Here is a 15,884-nt window from a genome sequence, read left to right as displayed (position 1 = left end):
TAACTATCGTTTTAGACTAAATGGCATGTTATTCGTGGGAACGTTCTTAAGAAGGAAGTGTGATTCGTGAAGGTAACCGGTGACCAGGCGTTGGTCAAAAAGATAAATAAATCAATTGTGCTTCATACCATTCGCAAGCATTCCCCCATCTCCCGAGCCAAGGTCTCGGAAACGACCGGGCTCAATAAAGCGACCGTATCCAATCTGGTAGCAGAGTTGTGCACCGAGCAGCTAGTTACGGAAGCCGGACCGGGGATCTCCAGCGGCGGACGTAAACCCCTGATCCTGCACTTCAACAGCATGGCTGGCAGCGTTGTTGGTATTGAGCTGGGTGTCAAACAGATCACGGCGGTGCTCTGTGATCTGGGCGGAGGTATTCTGGAGGAGATCCATGCCCCCTTGGACAACCACCACCTGCCGCATGTGCTTGGGGAGATGAAGGGGATAATCGCCAGCCTGATCGCCAAGGCGCCTGACACCCCTTACGGGATCGTCGGCATCGGCGCCGGAGTCCCTGGTATGGTTGACGAGAATGGCGTAGTCCTGTTTGCACCCAACCTGGGTTGGGAAATGGTAGAGCTGCGGGATTTGCTGGAGGAGGAGTTTGGCGTTCCGGTCACTGTCGACAATGAAGCCAATGCAGGCGCACAAGGAGAGCTGAACTTCGGCGTAGCACGAGATATCCGGCACCTGCTCTATATCAGTGCCGGAGCGGGGATCGGGTCCGGGATTATTATCGGCGGCGAGCTGTACAAGGGTGCACGAGGCTATGCCGGGGAGACTGGACATATGTCCATCGAGGCGGACGGCCAGCCGTGTAGCTGCGGCAATCGCGGCTGCTGGGAATTATACGCTTCGGAAAAAACCTATGATCAGCCTGATCTCCACCTCCCGGCGCGAACTACACCGGAACTGGTCCGGTACGCGGAGATCGGCCAGGAAGATGCGCTACGCCATTTCAATGTCATGGGCGAAGCGCTGGGCATTGGATTGACCAACGTGATCAACAGCTTCAACCCGGAGCTTATTGTTATCGGGGGAACATTATCTGTGGCCCGTGACTGGCTGATCGAGCCGTTGCAACGTGTAGTGGCGGAGCGAACACTGCCTTATCATAAGCAGCAGCTCCAGATTGTATTCTCTGAGCTGAGCAGCCGTGGAGCCATGATTGGCGCCGCTTTTGCCGCTGTCATGCATTTTCTCGGAGACACACGTGTAACGCTGTAGGAGATCCTTTGCTACCTTTTCAGGCAAGAAGCGCGAACGGCATCCGAAACGAAAATCACAGCTGTAAAATGACGTAAAATCGCCTATTTTTTTTGGTCTCAGGTGCAGTAAAAACAATTTCAATCCTATATAATGAAGGGTACGCGGTGTGATATTTATCACCATCACCCTTTTTTCTGAAATGGAGAGAGCGTCTATGACCTATGTGGATACGTCTGATATCTCGGCACAAATGTTCATCACTGTACTGCTATTTTTGCTCATTATCGCGCCTTTAGTCAGTCTCGGTGTGTTGCGCCTGTTCCAGTCCAGAAAAAAATCCGGATTCATGCTAATCGGCAGCGGTGTTGCCGTATACGTGGTTTTTCAGATGATTATGGTTTTGGTCTAACAACTAGAAGAATTAATGAAGCCCATTAACTTTTAATAGGGTAAAGAAATATGCTCCGTCTGCTCCATCAACTAGCGTTTCATTGCCCGCAAAAAAGCCGCCTCCATAACGGAAGCGGCTTTTTCTCCGGCCAAATGGCCCATCTATTATAAAGTTGCCAAGGCCTTGTCAAATTGGAGCTTGTTCATGCCTACGATTTTGAAATCGCCAATTACAGTTACAGGCACAGCTCTCATCCCCATATCCCAGACCTGCTGAGCAAAATCATCATTCTGCTCGATGTTGCGCTCCTCATAGGAAATGCCTTTCTCGCCGAGGAAGCTTTTTACCTGACGGCAATGCGGACAGTTGGTGGATGTGTACACAATTACGTTTTCCATCGTATGATCTCCTCCTGTTCAATATGGGGCGACAGCCCTCTTTTGTAGCAAATATAACATCATCTATTGTAGCACCGCAGTGCGTAATGTACCAAGTTACAGAATTACTGCGCTGTGCTCCAGACTCTCGATGTATTTCTCAGCATCCATAGCTGCCATACAACCACTGCCTGCTGCTGTAATAGCTTGTCTGTAGCGGGTATCCTGCACATCGCCGCAAGCGAATACGCCCGGGATGTTTGTTTCGGAGGTACCAGGATTAGTCACGATATAGCCGTTGCTATCCGTAGTAATCTGTCCGCCGAGGAATGCTGTATTCGGGTGGTGGCCAATCGCCACGAACACGCCGCTAGCTTCGATGATCTCTTCTTGTCCGGTCTCATTGTTCAGAACCTTCAATCCGTTCACGCCGTTGTCACCAGAGGTTACTTCCAGCGGATTACGGTTCAAGGCCCACTCTACTTTAGAGTTAGCGCGGACACGGTCCTGCATGATTTTGGAGGCACGCAGCTCATTCCGGCGATGCACCAAAGTTACTTTCGAGGCAAAACGGGTCAGGAAGCCAGCTTCCTCCAGCGCGGAGTCACCGCCGCCGACAACCACGATCTCTTTACCACGGAAAAAGAATCCGTCGCAAGTAGCGCACGTGCTCACGCCGCGTCCAACATTATCCTGTTCTCCAGGAATACCGAGGTATTTGGCTGTTGCACCGGTGGACAGAATCAGGGTATCCGTCTCCAGAACGCCCATACCTTCCACGTTCAGCTTGAATGGACGCTCGCCCAGTTCCACGCTGTTCACCCATCCAGTGCGGAATTCTGCACCGAAACGTTCAGCCTGCTTGCGCATATTGTCCATAAGATCCGGACCCATAATTCCTTCCGGGAATCCCGGGAAGTTCTCTACTTCAGTAGTTGTAGTTAATTGTCCGCCTGGTTGCGGTCCTTCGATAACCAGTGGGTTCAGGTTGGCACGGGCCAGATAAATTGCAGCAGTCAATCCGGCAGGTCCAGTACCCACGATAATAGATTTATACATGACTATATCCTCCTTATGACGGACGGCATTAGCGTCAGTTCTTATTTAAAATAATTATAATGTAGTACTTATTATGATAAAAGAAAAGGAATCTGTCAATATGCCAGACTCCTCCCTCGTGGACTATTTTGTGAACAATTCAATTTCTAGAAATTAATAGGCTGAACTAGGCGCTTCTATGTTATTTTTACAAGTTCAATTTAGGGCCAAATGCCAACATCAGCGCAACAACCGCAGTCCGTTCAGAATAACCAGAATGGTGCTGCCTTCATGGCCCACGACGCCGAGCGGAAGGGCGATGCCCTGAATCAAGTTGCTGATAACCAGTGTGGCGATTACCGTTACGGCAAAAATCATGTTCTGCTTCACAATGCGCTGTGAACGCCGGGCCAAGGCAATTGTCGATGCAATCTCTTCGATATTATCGTTCATCAGAACGACATCGGCAATCTCCAGCGCAGCCCCGCTGCCCTTCATGCCCATCCCAAGACCCACCGTTGCCGTTGCCAGTGCAGGCGCATCATTCACACCATCACCGACCATGACCACATGTCCGTATTGTTCACGTAATGCCTTAACATGAGCCACTTTATCCTCTGGCAGCAGATCCGCAAAAATCAGGTCCACTCCCGTCTTCGCCCCGATAGCCTCAGCCGTAGCGGCCCGGTCTCCAGTGAGCATCGCCACTTTGATCCCAAGCTGTTGCAACTTCTGAACCGCTGCCTCCGCTTGTGGACGCAAGGAATCCTGCAATGCGATCATTCCCGCGATCTGCTCCCCGTCCATAATTAGCGACACCGTCTTGCCTTCGCCCTCTAGCCTGCGGCGTGCAGACATCCATGCTTCCATATCAGCGCTGGCCGGGGATGAAGACAGCTCATCCAACAAATTGGACTTGCCGATTCGCCAGCTTTTTCCGTCAACTGTCCCTTCAATGCCCCATCCCGTCAAGGATTTACTATCCTGTACACTCCGCAGCACCAATCCTGCTTCCTCCGCCTTGCGCACAATCGCCTCCGCCAACGGATGGCGGGACATGTTCTCGATCGAGGCACTAACCATCAGCAGTTCTCGCTCGTCATATCCCTCTCCAGCAATGAAATCCGTCACCTGTGGCACGCCTTCGGTCAATGTCCCCGTCTTGTCAAAAGCAACAACAGCCGTCCGGGCCATATTCTCCAAGTGCAACCCGCCCTTGAACAGGATACCTTTGCGTGCGCTTTTGGAAATGGCCGACAGCATCGCAGGCATAATAGAGGAAACCAATGCACACGGTGAAGCCACAACCAGGAACACCATAGCTTTGTAAAAAGTATCGCTCCAGCTCCAATCAAGCAAAAACGGAGGGGCCAGCATCAGAACCAGGGTTGTTCCAACAACCACCCGGGCATACACCGCCTCCAGACGTTTAATGAAACGCTGCGAGTCCGGCACTTCGGTCTCGGCTTCTTCTACCATTTTGATGATTCTGGCAAAAAGAGTGTTCCCCGCAGCTTTGGTCACTTCAATATACAGCGGGCCTTCCCCGTTTACCGTACCGGCAAACACTTCATGTCCGGAAGACTTCTCTACAGGCAGTGACTCTCCTGTAATAGAGGATTGATCGACAGCCGATTCCCCCCGGCAGACCAAGCCATCGGCAGGGATCAGTTCGCCAGGGCGGACCAGCAGCAGGTCTCCGATAGAAAGCTGCTCAATATCGACCTCGTTCATAGCGCCCTGCTCAATCCGTACCGCAGTGGCTGGCTTCAAGGTCATGAGTGAGGAAATGTCCTTTTTGCTGCGCTCCATCGTATAGCTCTCCAGCGCGCCACTTAGGGCGAAGATAAAAATCAGCATAGCCCCTTCATTCCAGTATCCAATGGTCGCAGCACCCAGCGCTGCGGCAATCATCAGTAAGTTGACGTCGAGATCGCGTTCCTTGATCAGTGTCTCCACGCCCTCCTTGGCCTTAATCCAGCCGCCGATCGTATATGAGATTACGTAAAGAACAATGGAAAGAATCTGCGACCAGCCGCCTACTGCCCAAGCCAGCAGCATGATCAGCCCGCTGCCTAGCGCGGCTTGCATTTCTGTGTTGCTCAGCATTGCACGAGGATCGAACCTCCTGGGCTGTGGTGCACCGGGCGGCTTAGCGCCTCGGGATAAGGCCCCTTCGCGGGGTAAACGTTTAGTTGCTTGCATAGTAATCACCTTCCTGTAAAGTTTTGTGAAGCATAAGCTTCCTGTGTCCCTTCGCAACAAAACTTGCTTCGGGAGCATATGCTTAGTTTTGTGGAGCTGGACTTTCTGGTGTTCCCTTCGCAGCAAAACTGGCTTCGGGAGCTTACGCCTGCCTCTCACTGAGAATGAGAGCCATTCTTATGACCCCTAAAATGACACATGCTGCCCCGGCTTAGCCGGGACAGCATGTTAAAAAGAATATGAAATTGTATTCAGGTTGTCATTCTGCCATAAGTCGTGATGAGAGCGCCATTGAGAACGATAATCATTGTTGTAACAGTACAAATATATTTCCTCGGTGCAACTTAAGGTCATAATACCCCTTTCCGCAAAATATGTAAAGCGCTAGATAAGCCTAACAAAAGAAATTCACAAAAAGCGAAGGTGAACGAACGTGAGCAAACGTGGAAGTGTAGCTGTAGGCGCAAAGCGCTCGCCTGGAAGCTTTCCATGGGAGAGCTAGCACCGGGTCATAGACTGTCTATATCAATACCTATTATCCATGGCTGTTCAAATCCAACAATTTTAATAGGAGCGGTAAATTCCCCTTCACCAGTCGTCTTAACAATGGAAAAGAGTAATTACCTCCCCAACTAACGGCATTTTTGTACCTTATTTTTCTTTAATATAGCTAAAATAGTTAAATAAGGGCATTTTTGTACCTTATTTTTCGAAAAACCACGCTGGATGGGGGATTGTGGAAGATTTAAGGTACAATATTGCACTTAATCTCCAATAACCCTTAGCTGCGGAGGATTTAAGGTACAAAAATGCCGTTAATTACACGTCGATGCTTCTTCTTATGTAGGCACTCTTATTTCTTGGCTATGTTTGTTTTTAAATGCGTTCTACTATAGATGCGCCTATTTTTATGTAGGCGTTATTGTACTATTGAACGCAAAAAAAAGCAGGTCCACGGTGCCCGGACCTGCTCTTGCTCTACTACAGCCCGCCTCCGGCAGCTGTATCCATGTTCTCCTGCCGCGCGATCCACGTCAGGCAGGCCGCCCGCAGCAGCGCCTCGGTCCGCTGACCGGCGCTGCAAAAGATCCCGCTGAGGCCGATCTCATACAGATCGGCCAAGGCTGGCGCCGCCGCAGCTCCGGCGGCGAACACCACAGCCGCCGGCCGCACGCGGCGCACGGCGGCCAGGACCTGGCCCGCCGCGGCGACGAAGTCTTGCGCGGCGTCCTCCTCCGGCGCGGCTTCGCCCGCCGCGCCGTCAAGCACAAGGAAATCGGCGATACGCGCGATTTCCCCGGCGGCGGCACGCTCGGCATCGGGGGCGATTAGCGCCCCGATGCGGCAAGCCGCCGCAAAAGCGTGGCCGAGTGTCTGATCGGCCACTTCCTCGATGAATTCGCGCTGTGCCGCGAATTCGGCTGCGCTGGCGGGTGATGGCGCCAGCAGATCCAGGCGGCATTCGCCGCCCTGGCGCTGCCGCTCCGCCACCGCAGCGAACAGCGCTTCCAGCTGCGCATCCTGAAGCGAGGCCAGCCGGGACCGCCGTCCCGCAAGCTCCGGCGGGGACAACAGGGTGACGACGGCCCAGTCGCCGTCCGGAGACTCCAGCAGCTCGGCGGCTTCGGCCCGCAGCCGATAATAGATGCGCTGGAGCGCACGATCCGCAGCTGGACCATCCTCACTAGCCAGCCAGCTGTCATATAGGCTGGTCAGCTCCGGGGCCTGCAGCCATTCCTCGCTGCGGATCAGGCAAGGCCCTGCAGGTATGGCCCCGCCCTCCGGACGCGGGGCCGGGCGGTCGTTCCGACCGTCACGCAGCACCAGAAAAGAGGGCTGCAAGCCGGTACGCTTGAAATACGTGCGGTTCAGCGGCAGCGCCGCTTCTCTGCGCACACTGCTTACTTCAGGTTCTGCAGGTGATGGAACTGCGGAACCCTTTGGAGTCAGGTCCGCTTCTCGAACCTGCTCATCTGCGCTATTCATTAACGGGCGCTCCTCATTCTTTTGGATTTGATCCTGCTGCTGACGTTCACCCTTCATTTCCGCACCCACCTTTTCAGCTTTTGATTCCTGCCGGCTCCTCACGGGACAACTTCCGGATTACCGGCAGTTTCATGCTTCACTTATAAATACTGGAATGCAGCTGGAAATATGCAAGCGTTGCCAAATCCACCCGGAGCGGACAAAACCAAAAAAAGCATCCGGACTACGAAGAATCTTCCTTCTTCGAGAAGAGCTGGCAGTCTTCACTCCGGGAACCGGGGCGAAGACTGCCAGCTGCTTGGAAGAAAGGCTGATAACCAAGTAGCACAGGATGCTTGATGGAAGAAGATTACTGCTGACTTGCAGCGATAGCCTGTTCCAGATCATATAGAATATCGTCAATAGATTCAGTACCAATCGACAAACGAAGCAGTTCAGGTGTTACTCCTGCCGAAGCTTGCTCCTCATCAGACAACTGCTGGTGCGTGGTGCTGGCCGGATGGATAATCAGCGACTTGGAATCACCGACATTTGCCAAGTGTGAGAACAGCTTCACGTTCTCGATCACTTTGCGTCCAGCATCGCTGCCGCCCTTGATCCCAAACGTAAGAATGGCACCTTGGCCCTTCGGCAGATACTTCTGCGCCAGCTCGTAGGAAGGATGGCTCGGCAGACCAGCGTAGCTGACCCATTCTACCGCATCATGGGCTTCCAGATACTGTGCCACCTTCAGTGCATTTTGACTATGGCGTTCCAGACGCAGGTGCAAAGTCTCCAGACCCTGCAAGAGCAACCAAGAGTTAAACGGCGAGATCGATGCTCCCAAATCACGCAGCAATTGAACGCGCGCCTTGATGATATAAGCGATTGGACCTACGGCTTCCGTATAGACTACACCATGGTAGCTTGGGTCCGGCTCGGTCAGGCCCGGGAATCTGCCGCTAGCCTTCCAATCGAACTTACCGCCATCTACAATGACGCCACCGATAGATGTACCGTGACCACCGATAAACTTGGTAGCGGAATGAACCACGATATCCGCACCATGTTCAATTGGGCGCAACAGATACGGGCTCGGGAAGGTGTTGTCAACGATCAGCGGAAGACCGTGTTCATGGGCAATCGCCGCAACCGCTTCGATATCCAGGACATTCCCCTGTGGATTACCAATGGTCTCCGCAAAGATAGCTTTAGTCTTGTCATTAATCGCACTGCGGAAGTTCTCCGGGTTATCCGAATCCACAAAATGCACCTTAATGCCCAGCTTCGGAAGCGTAGTTGAGAACAAATTATATGTACCGCCGTAAAGACTGGCAGAAGAGACAATCTCATCTCCCGCGCCTGCAATGTTCAAGATGGAGAAGGAAATAGCCGCCGAGCCAGAAGCTGTCGCCAGCGCGCCTGCTCCGCCTTCAAGCGCCGCAATCCGCTGCTCAAATACATCAGTGGTCGGGTTCATGATACGGGTATAGATGTTGCCGAACTCTTTCAGTGCGAACAGGTTCGCAGCATGCTCCGTATCGCGAAAGCCGTAAGAGGTTGTCTGGTAGAGCGGTACGGCACGGGACAAAGTAGTTGGATCGATCTCTTGGCCGGCATGAACGGCCAACGTTTCAAAGGACTGCTTGCGTTCTTCTGACATAGGTATTTCCTCCTTATAATTTAAAAAGTAATGAATTCAAATAATTGGTTGGACTTATTTTCTCACAAACCTTGTCATTTGAAAAGAAAAAAATCTTATTATTCCGGTGTGAATTATCGAATTTTATAATAATATCCCCTTATTCCTTCCAAAGGCATAAACGTGTGGACAAAATATAAATTTCCACCTAAAAGAAACCGTTATCATGAACCGGTTATAGAAGTCCTGCTGACAGGAGAACCTCGGGCCTGTATGGCAGATAATTACTAAAGAGGTTGAATACATGTTACAACAGGCTGCAGTGCTTGTCCAACCTTTATGTTAGAGGAGGATTTCCCCCTAAAATCATAGATAACAGAAAAGGCTGTCCCCGCCCCCTCCCAGGCATGCAGGACAACCTTCCATTTAATCTATCGCGATCGGATTCAGATGCTCTACGGATTCTGTTGTGTGAGAGCTTGAACATCCACGAACGGGGTAGCCCCTCCTGTCACGGTAGGCAGGACACCATTCCATTTATCGAGCGCCTTCTCCTGTACCTCAATCTGCTTCAGCTGCACCAGTTCAGGAGTAACCTCCTGCTTCTTGAGCCGCAGCGATTCTGCTTCGGCCTGTGCCTGAGCTACTTTCTGCTTTGCCTCAATCTCGATCCGCCGCAGATCATTCTCGGCCTTGAGCGCCTGCTGCTGGGCGACCTGCTTAGCTTCTATTGACTGATTGAAAGCGTCGGAGAATTTAAAGTTAACAATGTTAATATCATTAACGATCAGATCGTATTTGGCCAAACGGGTCTTGAGCTGGTCGCTAACCTCCCCGGACACCACATCACGGCGTGTGATCAGATCCTCGGCAGGATATTTGGCAGTGACTTCTTTGACAATCTCCTGAATGGCCGGACTGATGATGACCGTATCATAATTACCCCCGATATTGTTCATCAGGTGAAAGACCGAAGCTTTGTTCACCGAATAGTTGACCGCCACATGAGTTGATACCGGCTGCAGGTCTTTGGAAGACGCAGAGGTATCGGTCTCGGATTTGGTGACTTGTGTATTGACCTGAATGACAGTTTGGATAAACGGAATTTTAAAATGAATACCCGGCGCCAAGGTATTATCATTTAGCTTCCCGAAGGTTTTGTACAAACCGACATGACCATATTCCACCGAAGCGTATGCATTAGTTCCAAGCACAGCTACAACCAGTACAGCGACAATACCACCAATTAGTTTGCCAGGGTGGAACTGCTTTGTCTTTGGGTTCAACTCCACATTCATTTAATCTCCTCCTGCTTATCATGAGCAGCCGGTAGCCCAGCTGCTGGCTTAACCCTCTATACGGTGGTCGTAACCGATCAGTTTCAATAAATTGGATTTCAACAAAAACAGCCCTTTCCTCCAAGGAAAGAGCTGTTTCATTCAGGTCTGAAAATATCAACACCTGGTTGTTCATATAGGTCTAATGACCACCGAATAAGGATAGGCCAACCCGCTTAAGCAGGCGTGAGCTTTCTTCATTCAGTCCTGTGATGATAACCTTCTTGTCATGCTGAGCATATTTGCCGATGATCTTCGCAATTGCACTCACTGCCGACTGGTCCCAGACATGGGAATGTGAGAAGTCGATGATGATCTCCGCCGGGTCGGTTTCATATTGAAACTGCTGAACGAAATGACTTGTTGTGCCAAAGAATAATTGACCGGATACCCTATAGGTTCTGGAAGAAGAGGCTTCCTGAACGGTAACACGGATCGAGGCGATTTTCCAGGCAAATGACAAGGCACTAAGCAATACACCGAACAACACGCCTATGGATAAATTGTCCGTAGCTACAACCGTTACCACGGTTACAATCATCACCAGCGCATCGCTTACAGGTACGCGGGCCAATGTCTTGAGTGCACCCCACTCAAACGTGCTGATCGAGACCATAAACATTACACCGACGAGTGCAGCCATCGGAATCTGCTTGACGACATCCCCGAGAACGAGAATCAGGAACAATAAGAAGATACCTGATACGAACGTGGACAGGCGAGTGCGCCCGCCGGACTTCATGTTAACCATGGATTGACCGATCATCGCGCAGCCTGCCATACCACCGAAAAATCCGGTTACGACATTCGCCAGCCCCTGGCCTTTCGCTTCCCGGTTCTTGTCGCTGCCAGTGCCGGTAATGTCATCGATCAGCGTTGCCGTCATTAGCGATTCAAGTAAGCCAACAACCGCGAGCGAAAGGGAGTAGGGCAATATAATCAGCAACGTATCCAGTGTAAAAGGCGCCTGCGGAATATGAAATAACGGCAGTGCCGCCGTAATATTGCCCATATCCCCTACGGTTTTCACATCTAAATGCAGTGAGATGCTGAGGACCGAAACGGCGATAATTGCAAATAAAGCGGAAGGAATGACTTTGGTGAACTTTGGTACCACATAGATAATAACCAATGTCAGAGCTACCAGACCGTACATGATCCAGCCTTGTCCTTTGAAATGCGTGAGTTGGGCCATAAAAACCAGGATCGCCAAAGCATTTACAAATCCGGTCATCACCGGCTGTGGCACGAAAGTAATGAACCGCCCCAGCTTCAGGGTACCCATCAAAATCTGGATCAGACCTGTTAATACGGTGGCAGCGAACAGGTACTCGATCCCGTACTGTGCCACCAACGTGCCAACCAGAAGCGCCATCGCTCCCGTGGCTGCCGAGATCATGCCGGGTCTTCCTCCCGCAAATGCTGTAATCATTGCAATGCAAACGGAAGCGTACAGTCCCACCATCGGACTGACTCCCGCCAGAATGGAGAAAGCGATCGCTTCCGGAATGAGCGCAACGGCTACCGTCATTCCGGAAAGAATATCGCTGCGGGTGTTGGAGAACCACCCATTATTCAATGTAAGCTGCTTCAAGTTTCTGTGATCCTCCAATGATGTTAAGGGTATTTAGGACTTATCCTATAAGTCCGGGTCCGGTGCAACGCTGATGCTGCTTATTGTACCCGACTACCCGTCACCTTCACAAAAAGTCATCGCTACCTTGTAAGCGCTTATACCTCTCCTTTTCTCCCGTATTCTGCCGATTTATTTCAAATTCAATATATTTAATGGCGTTACATAAATTGATCTAAATAATTTATTGTTTGTACAGGCCCGAAGCCTTCACTTGATCGAAGAACGTATTGAACTCATCAATGTTCAGCTGCTGCGCCGCATCGGACAATGCTGTGGCCGGGTCGGGGTGCACCTCAACCATAATGCCGTCGGCACCAGCAGCGAGTGCGGCCTTGGCACAAGGCACCAGAATGTCCTTACGTCCTGTGGAGTGGGTGACATCCACTAGCACCGGCAAATGGCTCTCCTGCTTCAAGATCGGCACAGCTGAAATATCTAGTGTGTTACGGGTCCATTTCTCGTACGTGCGGATGCCGCGTTCAATCAGCATGACCTGCGTGTTGCCACGAGACATGATGTATTCGGCTGCATGCAGGAATTCTTCCATGGTCGCTGCAAGTCCACGCTTCAGCAGCACCGGCTTATTCAGCTCCCCTGCCGCCTTCAACAGCTCGAAGTTCTGCATATTGCGGGCACCAATCTGAATAATATCCACGTAATCCAGCGCTGGCTCCAGATGGGCCGGGTCTACAATCTCGCTGATCGTCAGCAGGCCGTATTCGTCTGCTGCTTCACGCAGAATCCGCAAGCCATCCATGCCAAGGCCCTGGAAATCATACGGAGAGGTCCGAGGCTTGAAAGCTCCGCCGCGCATAACGCGGATTCCGGCTTTTTGCAAGGCTGCCGCTACGGTACGGGTCTGAAGCTCGCTTTCTACCGAACAAGGTCCGGCCACCATCAAGGAAGACAAACCGCCCACAGTTACATCTCCAGGGAGCGTAATGACTGTATCCTCCTGCTGGCTTTTCCGGCTGACCAGAAGGGTCTTCTTATGTTCAGCTGATTGCAGATCAAGGGAGGCTGAGAATATTTGCTTGAACAAGCTGCGGATCGTACTGTCGGTAAACGGTCCCTTATTGCTCGCTACCAGCTTCTCCAGCATTTGTTTCTCCCGCTCGGGATCGAACTTCGGCACGCCCTGCTTTTCCTTCAAAGTACCAATCTCCTGAACAATCTTTGCCCGATCGGAAATCAGCTCTAACAATTGACCGTTAATTCCATCCAGACGCTCTCGCAGCTCATCCAATTCCACATTACTCATACCTTCCACTCCTCTTCTTCATCATATATTTGGAACGCAAAAAAGGCCCCCGTCGCAAGGGACGAGGAGCCGTGGTACCACCCTAATTTAGAATGACCTCCGGTAATCGGCATTTCCAAAGAAACCTGGCGGTTGCTTCTGCCGCGAAAGAACATTCTGTCTTTCACCCGGTAACGCGGGGCGCGGGCCACCCTACTCATGCTTGTGCCGATTGGCAAAACACTTCAGGGGCCGACTCGGAAGTGAACTTCAGCGCAGGCCGTCTCATGAGGGTGCTCTCAGTCTCCGGCACACCTTCCCTGTTAAGATCCGCTTCTTGCGCTTACTCTCTTCGTCATTGTCCTTGCCTGTATATCAGTACATTTATATACTGGTTGCTGCAATCTTAATCAAAAATCAAGCCGGTTGCAAGTGGTTCATTTAACGCTTTGTCGCTTCACTCAATTCTCTTTCGTATACATGTTCTGATCCTGCAATCGAATTAGTACTTTGCCAAAACGTCCACCCTCATGAATGACCACTTTGCCGGAGGGATAGGCTTGCTCCAAATAGTCAGCAATAATGTTTCGATTCCGTTCATCTACAGGCAGGCGGTGATTACGGAGCCAAGTCAGTGCTTCCTGCAACGCCGCTTCCCTGGTGACTTCCGTCGTTTTCATTTCCCGCGTAATTAACGATTCGTATGCATAACCTTTAAGAAACAGCAGATGCAGCAAATATCCCATTTCCATATGTTTCGTATGAAACGGCTGACCGGTGACGAGCGGCCAGATTTCATTTACTAGACTGTGATCTGGAGGACTAGCCGGCATACTGATATAACAGAACTTTCGAGCGCATTGGAGTATCTTTTCCACACTATCCCAATTGTGAATGACCGGGCACATTGAGACGAAGACGAGATCGAAGGCCTCGCTCCAGCCTTTGGTCTGCACATCAATATTTTCAAAAGGCTCGGGCACAATCTTTACCTGATCTCCGGCGAACTTCGAGATGTTTTCTTTCAACAATTCGACCTGCGGGGGAGAGGTCTCTACGGCAGTTACATGAGCCCCTCTCTCCGCAAACGGCACCGAGAACACTCCAGATGCGGCGCCAATATCCAGAACGGAGGCATTTTCGAATTGGACCCCTTGCCCTTCAAGCCAGTTCATGATCCGTTTGGTTCGTTTTCTTCCCTCTTCGCTAAACGATTGTTCGTTGAAAGTCTTGGCCTTATGGTCAAATGATCTCGTGGGATCGACTCCCGCCTTCTTCATTTTCTTTAAAAGAGAATCGTCTTTCCACGCTTTTTCCCAGTTAGCTGCATCAAAAAAATTATTCATGATCATTCCTCACATTTCTTTATTGAGTATGGATTTTCCTAAACGGACAGCTACTTTCAACTCGCCGCCTGTTCATGTTCTGGCGATTTCTCTTTACGAAGGAAGAGACCAAGTACTAAAGCTACGAGCGCGATGAAGACACCGATCCAGAACGCGTTATTGATACCGGCCAGCAGCCCCTTGGTTATTTCCGCCGGAGCATGCGGATCGCTCGCTCCGTTCAAGTAATGTTTCTGTCCGCCTGACATAATACTGAAGTACAGGGCAGTACCGATTGCACCGGACACCTGCTGCAGTGTGTTCAAGATCGCCGTCCCGTGCGGGTGCAGATGGCGTGGCAGTTGGTTGAGTCCAGCTGTCTGTGCAGGCATCATGACTAACGCGACGCCAACCATCAGCGCAATATGCACAGCGACGAGGAAGCCGGTGGTCGTCGTTTCGTCGAATCGGGTGAACAGCCACAATGAGGCGGCGGCAATGAGGAGTCCTGGGATAACAAGAACGCGAGGCCCAAACTTGTCGAACAGCTTGCCTGAGACTGGAGCCATAATCCCGTTCACGACCCCACCGGGAAGCAGGATCAAGCCGGACTTGAATGCCGTCATCATCAGCACGCCCTGCATAAACATTGGAAGCATGATTGCCGACGAGAAGAACGTCATCAACAGTACGAACAGCAGCACCGCGACAAGCGCGAACATGGGATACCGGAACGCCCGTAAATCCATGATCGGTTCTTTAAGCAGTAATTGCCGCCAAACGAACAGTGCCAAAGCGACACCCCCCGCCGCAATTGTCCAAATGACCTCCGGCACCGACCAGCCGAGCTCACCGGCCTTGCTGAACCCGTAGACAATTCCGCCGAAGCCAATCGTTGACAGCACGATGGATAAGAGGTCAACCCGTGGTTTTGTGAGCTCCGACACGTTTTTCAGGACAGCAGTTCCCACGATAATTGAGAGGAGCGCAAACGGCAGTACAAGATAGAACAACCAGCGCCATGAAAGTCCGTCAACAATCAAACCGGAAATGGTCGGACCGATGGCTGGCGCGAACATGACGACGAGTCCTAACATCCCCATTGCGGCTCCCCGTTTTTCCGGCGGATAAATGGTCATAATTACGTTCATTGTAAGTGGCAGCAGCAAGCCGGTTCCTATCGCCTGAATAATCCGCCCGATCAGCAGTACACTGAATCCCGGTGATACCGCCGAGACGAGCGTACCGACGAAGAACAGACTCATCGCCGACAGAAACATTTGCCGGGTTGTGAACCATTGCTGCAATACCGCTGTCACCGGAACGAGCACGCCGACAATGAGCAAATAGGCAGCAGAAAGCCACTGGACCGTCGTCGCAGATACGCCGAATGACTTCATCAGTTCGGGGAGGGCATTGCCCATTAGTGTCTCGTTCAACGCGGCAACGAACATACCTACGATCAGTGCTAACATGATCGGACCGCGCTTAATATTTTGCATCTCTATCATTTGTTTCT

Annotated in this window: 12 protein-coding genes; 2 read left to right on the top strand and 10 right to left on the bottom strand. The window is 51.3% G+C overall.

Going from position 1 to position 15,884, the window contains the following annotated elements:
• The first annotated feature begins 66 nt into the window (after positions 1–66).
• Together ACFRAM_RS24675 and ACFRAM_RS24670 are read left to right on the top strand one after the other, a co-directional pair.
• Positions 67–1,227 carry an ROK family protein gene (locus ACFRAM_RS24675; RefSeq protein WP_379469052.1) on the top strand — a complete coding sequence of 387 codons (1,161 nt, stop codon included), beginning with the start codon at positions 67–69 and terminating at the stop codon, positions 1,225–1,227.
• A 196-nt stretch (positions 1,228–1,423) separates the two neighbouring features.
• A complete protein-coding gene (locus ACFRAM_RS24670; RefSeq protein ID WP_066365961.1) occupies positions 1,424–1,618 on the top strand; it encodes a hypothetical protein in 195 nt (64 codons plus the stop codon).
• A 146-nt stretch (positions 1,619–1,764) separates the two neighbouring features.
• Here the strand turns inward: ACFRAM_RS24670 and ACFRAM_RS24665 are convergent, their stop codons facing one another.
• The 10 genes from ACFRAM_RS24665 to ACFRAM_RS24620 all read right to left on the bottom strand — a co-directional run bounded on the left by ACFRAM_RS24665 (position 1,765) and on the right by ACFRAM_RS24620 (position 15,876).
• On the bottom strand, positions 1,765–1,998 hold the full coding sequence (locus ACFRAM_RS24665; RefSeq protein WP_066365963.1) for a glutaredoxin family protein: 234 nt from the start codon (positions 1,996–1,998) through the stop codon (positions 1,765–1,767).
• Positions 1,999–2,094: 96 nt separating this feature from the next.
• Entirely contained in the window at positions 2,095–3,036 is a 942-nt protein-coding gene (trxB, locus tag ACFRAM_RS24660; RefSeq protein WP_175371748.1) for a thioredoxin-disulfide reductase, read from the bottom strand.
• A 219-nt stretch (positions 3,037–3,255) separates the two neighbouring features.
• Positions 3,256–5,220 carry a heavy metal translocating P-type ATPase gene (locus ACFRAM_RS24655; RefSeq protein ID WP_379469049.1) on the bottom strand — a complete coding sequence of 655 codons (1,965 nt, stop codon included), beginning with the start codon at positions 5,218–5,220 and terminating at the stop codon, positions 3,256–3,258.
• A gap of 981 nt (positions 5,221–6,201) precedes the next feature.
• Complete coding sequence (locus ACFRAM_RS24650; protein WP_379469047.1) at positions 6,202–7,263, bottom strand: hypothetical protein; 1,062 nt, start codon at positions 7,261–7,263, stop codon at positions 6,202–6,204.
• 292 nt (positions 7,264–7,555) lie between these two features.
• Complete coding sequence (locus ACFRAM_RS24645) at positions 7,556–8,848, bottom strand: homocysteine synthase (protein ID WP_379469045.1); 1,293 nt, start codon at positions 8,846–8,848, stop codon at positions 7,556–7,558.
• A gap of 434 nt (positions 8,849–9,282) precedes the next feature.
• A complete protein-coding gene (locus tag ACFRAM_RS24640; protein ID WP_379469043.1) occupies positions 9,283–10,125 on the bottom strand; it encodes a prohibitin family protein in 843 nt (280 codons plus the stop codon).
• A 181-nt stretch (positions 10,126–10,306) separates the two neighbouring features.
• Positions 10,307–11,758 (bottom strand): SulP family inorganic anion transporter, encoded by a 1,452-nt coding sequence (locus ACFRAM_RS24635; RefSeq protein ID WP_379469041.1) that lies wholly within the window; start codon positions 11,756–11,758, stop codon positions 10,307–10,309.
• Positions 11,759–11,981: 223 nt separating this feature from the next.
• Positions 11,982–13,061, bottom strand: a complete 1,080-nt coding sequence (locus ACFRAM_RS24630; protein WP_175371753.1) for a bifunctional 3-deoxy-7-phosphoheptulonate synthase/chorismate mutase — start codon at positions 13,059–13,061, stop codon at positions 11,982–11,984.
• 440 nt (positions 13,062–13,501) lie between these two features.
• On the bottom strand, positions 13,502–14,386 hold the full coding sequence (locus tag ACFRAM_RS24625) for a methyltransferase domain-containing protein (protein ID WP_379469038.1): 885 nt from the start codon (positions 14,384–14,386) through the stop codon (positions 13,502–13,504).
• 56 nt (positions 14,387–14,442) lie between these two features.
• The gene (locus tag ACFRAM_RS24620) at positions 14,443–15,876 is read right to left on the bottom strand and encodes an MDR family MFS transporter (RefSeq protein WP_379469036.1); all 1,434 of its coding nucleotides are present in this window, start codon (positions 15,874–15,876) and stop codon (positions 14,443–14,445) included.
• Positions 15,877–15,884 lie beyond the last annotated feature (8 nt).

This window comes from Paenibacillus sp. NPDC056722 (assembly GCF_042790635.1).
Lineage (GTDB): Bacteria > Bacillota > Bacilli > Paenibacillales > Paenibacillaceae > Paenibacillus_AQ > Paenibacillus_AQ agri.
Note: the sequence above shows the minus strand (reverse complement) of the source record. Positions and strands in the feature narration are given on the sequence as shown.

Coding starts and splice junctions, on each gene's coding strand:
- ACFRAM_RS24670 (WP_066365961.1), top strand. CDS start 1,424: ATGACCTATGTGGATACGTCTGATATCTCGGCACAAATGTTCATCACT.
- ACFRAM_RS24665 (WP_066365963.1), bottom strand. CDS start 1,998: ATGGAAAACGTAATTGTGTACACATCCACCAACTGTCCGCATTGCCGT.
- trxB (WP_175371748.1), bottom strand. CDS start 3,036: ATGTATAAATCTATTATCGTGGGTACTGGACCTGCCGGATTGACTGCT.
- ACFRAM_RS24655 (WP_379469049.1), bottom strand. CDS start 5,220: ATGCAAGCAACTAAACGTTTACCCCGCGAAGGGGCCTTATCCCGAGGC.
- ACFRAM_RS24650 (WP_379469047.1), bottom strand. CDS start 7,263: ATGAAGGGTGAACGTCAGCAGCAGGATCAAATCCAAAAGAATGAGGAG.
- ACFRAM_RS24645 (WP_379469045.1), bottom strand. CDS start 8,848: ATGTCAGAAGAACGCAAGCAGTCCTTTGAAACGTTGGCCGTTCATGCC.
- ACFRAM_RS24640 (WP_379469043.1), bottom strand. CDS start 10,125: ATGAATGTGGAGTTGAACCCAAAGACAAAGCAGTTCCACCCTGGCAAA.
- ACFRAM_RS24630 (WP_175371753.1), bottom strand. CDS start 13,061: ATGAGTAATGTGGAATTGGATGAGCTGCGAGAGCGTCTGGATGGAATT.
- ACFRAM_RS24625 (WP_379469038.1), bottom strand. CDS start 14,386: ATGAATAATTTTTTTGATGCAGCTAACTGGGAAAAAGCGTGGAAAGAC.
- ACFRAM_RS24620 (WP_379469036.1), bottom strand. CDS start 15,876: ATGATAGAGATGCAAAATATTAAGCGCGGTCCGATCATGTTAGCACTG.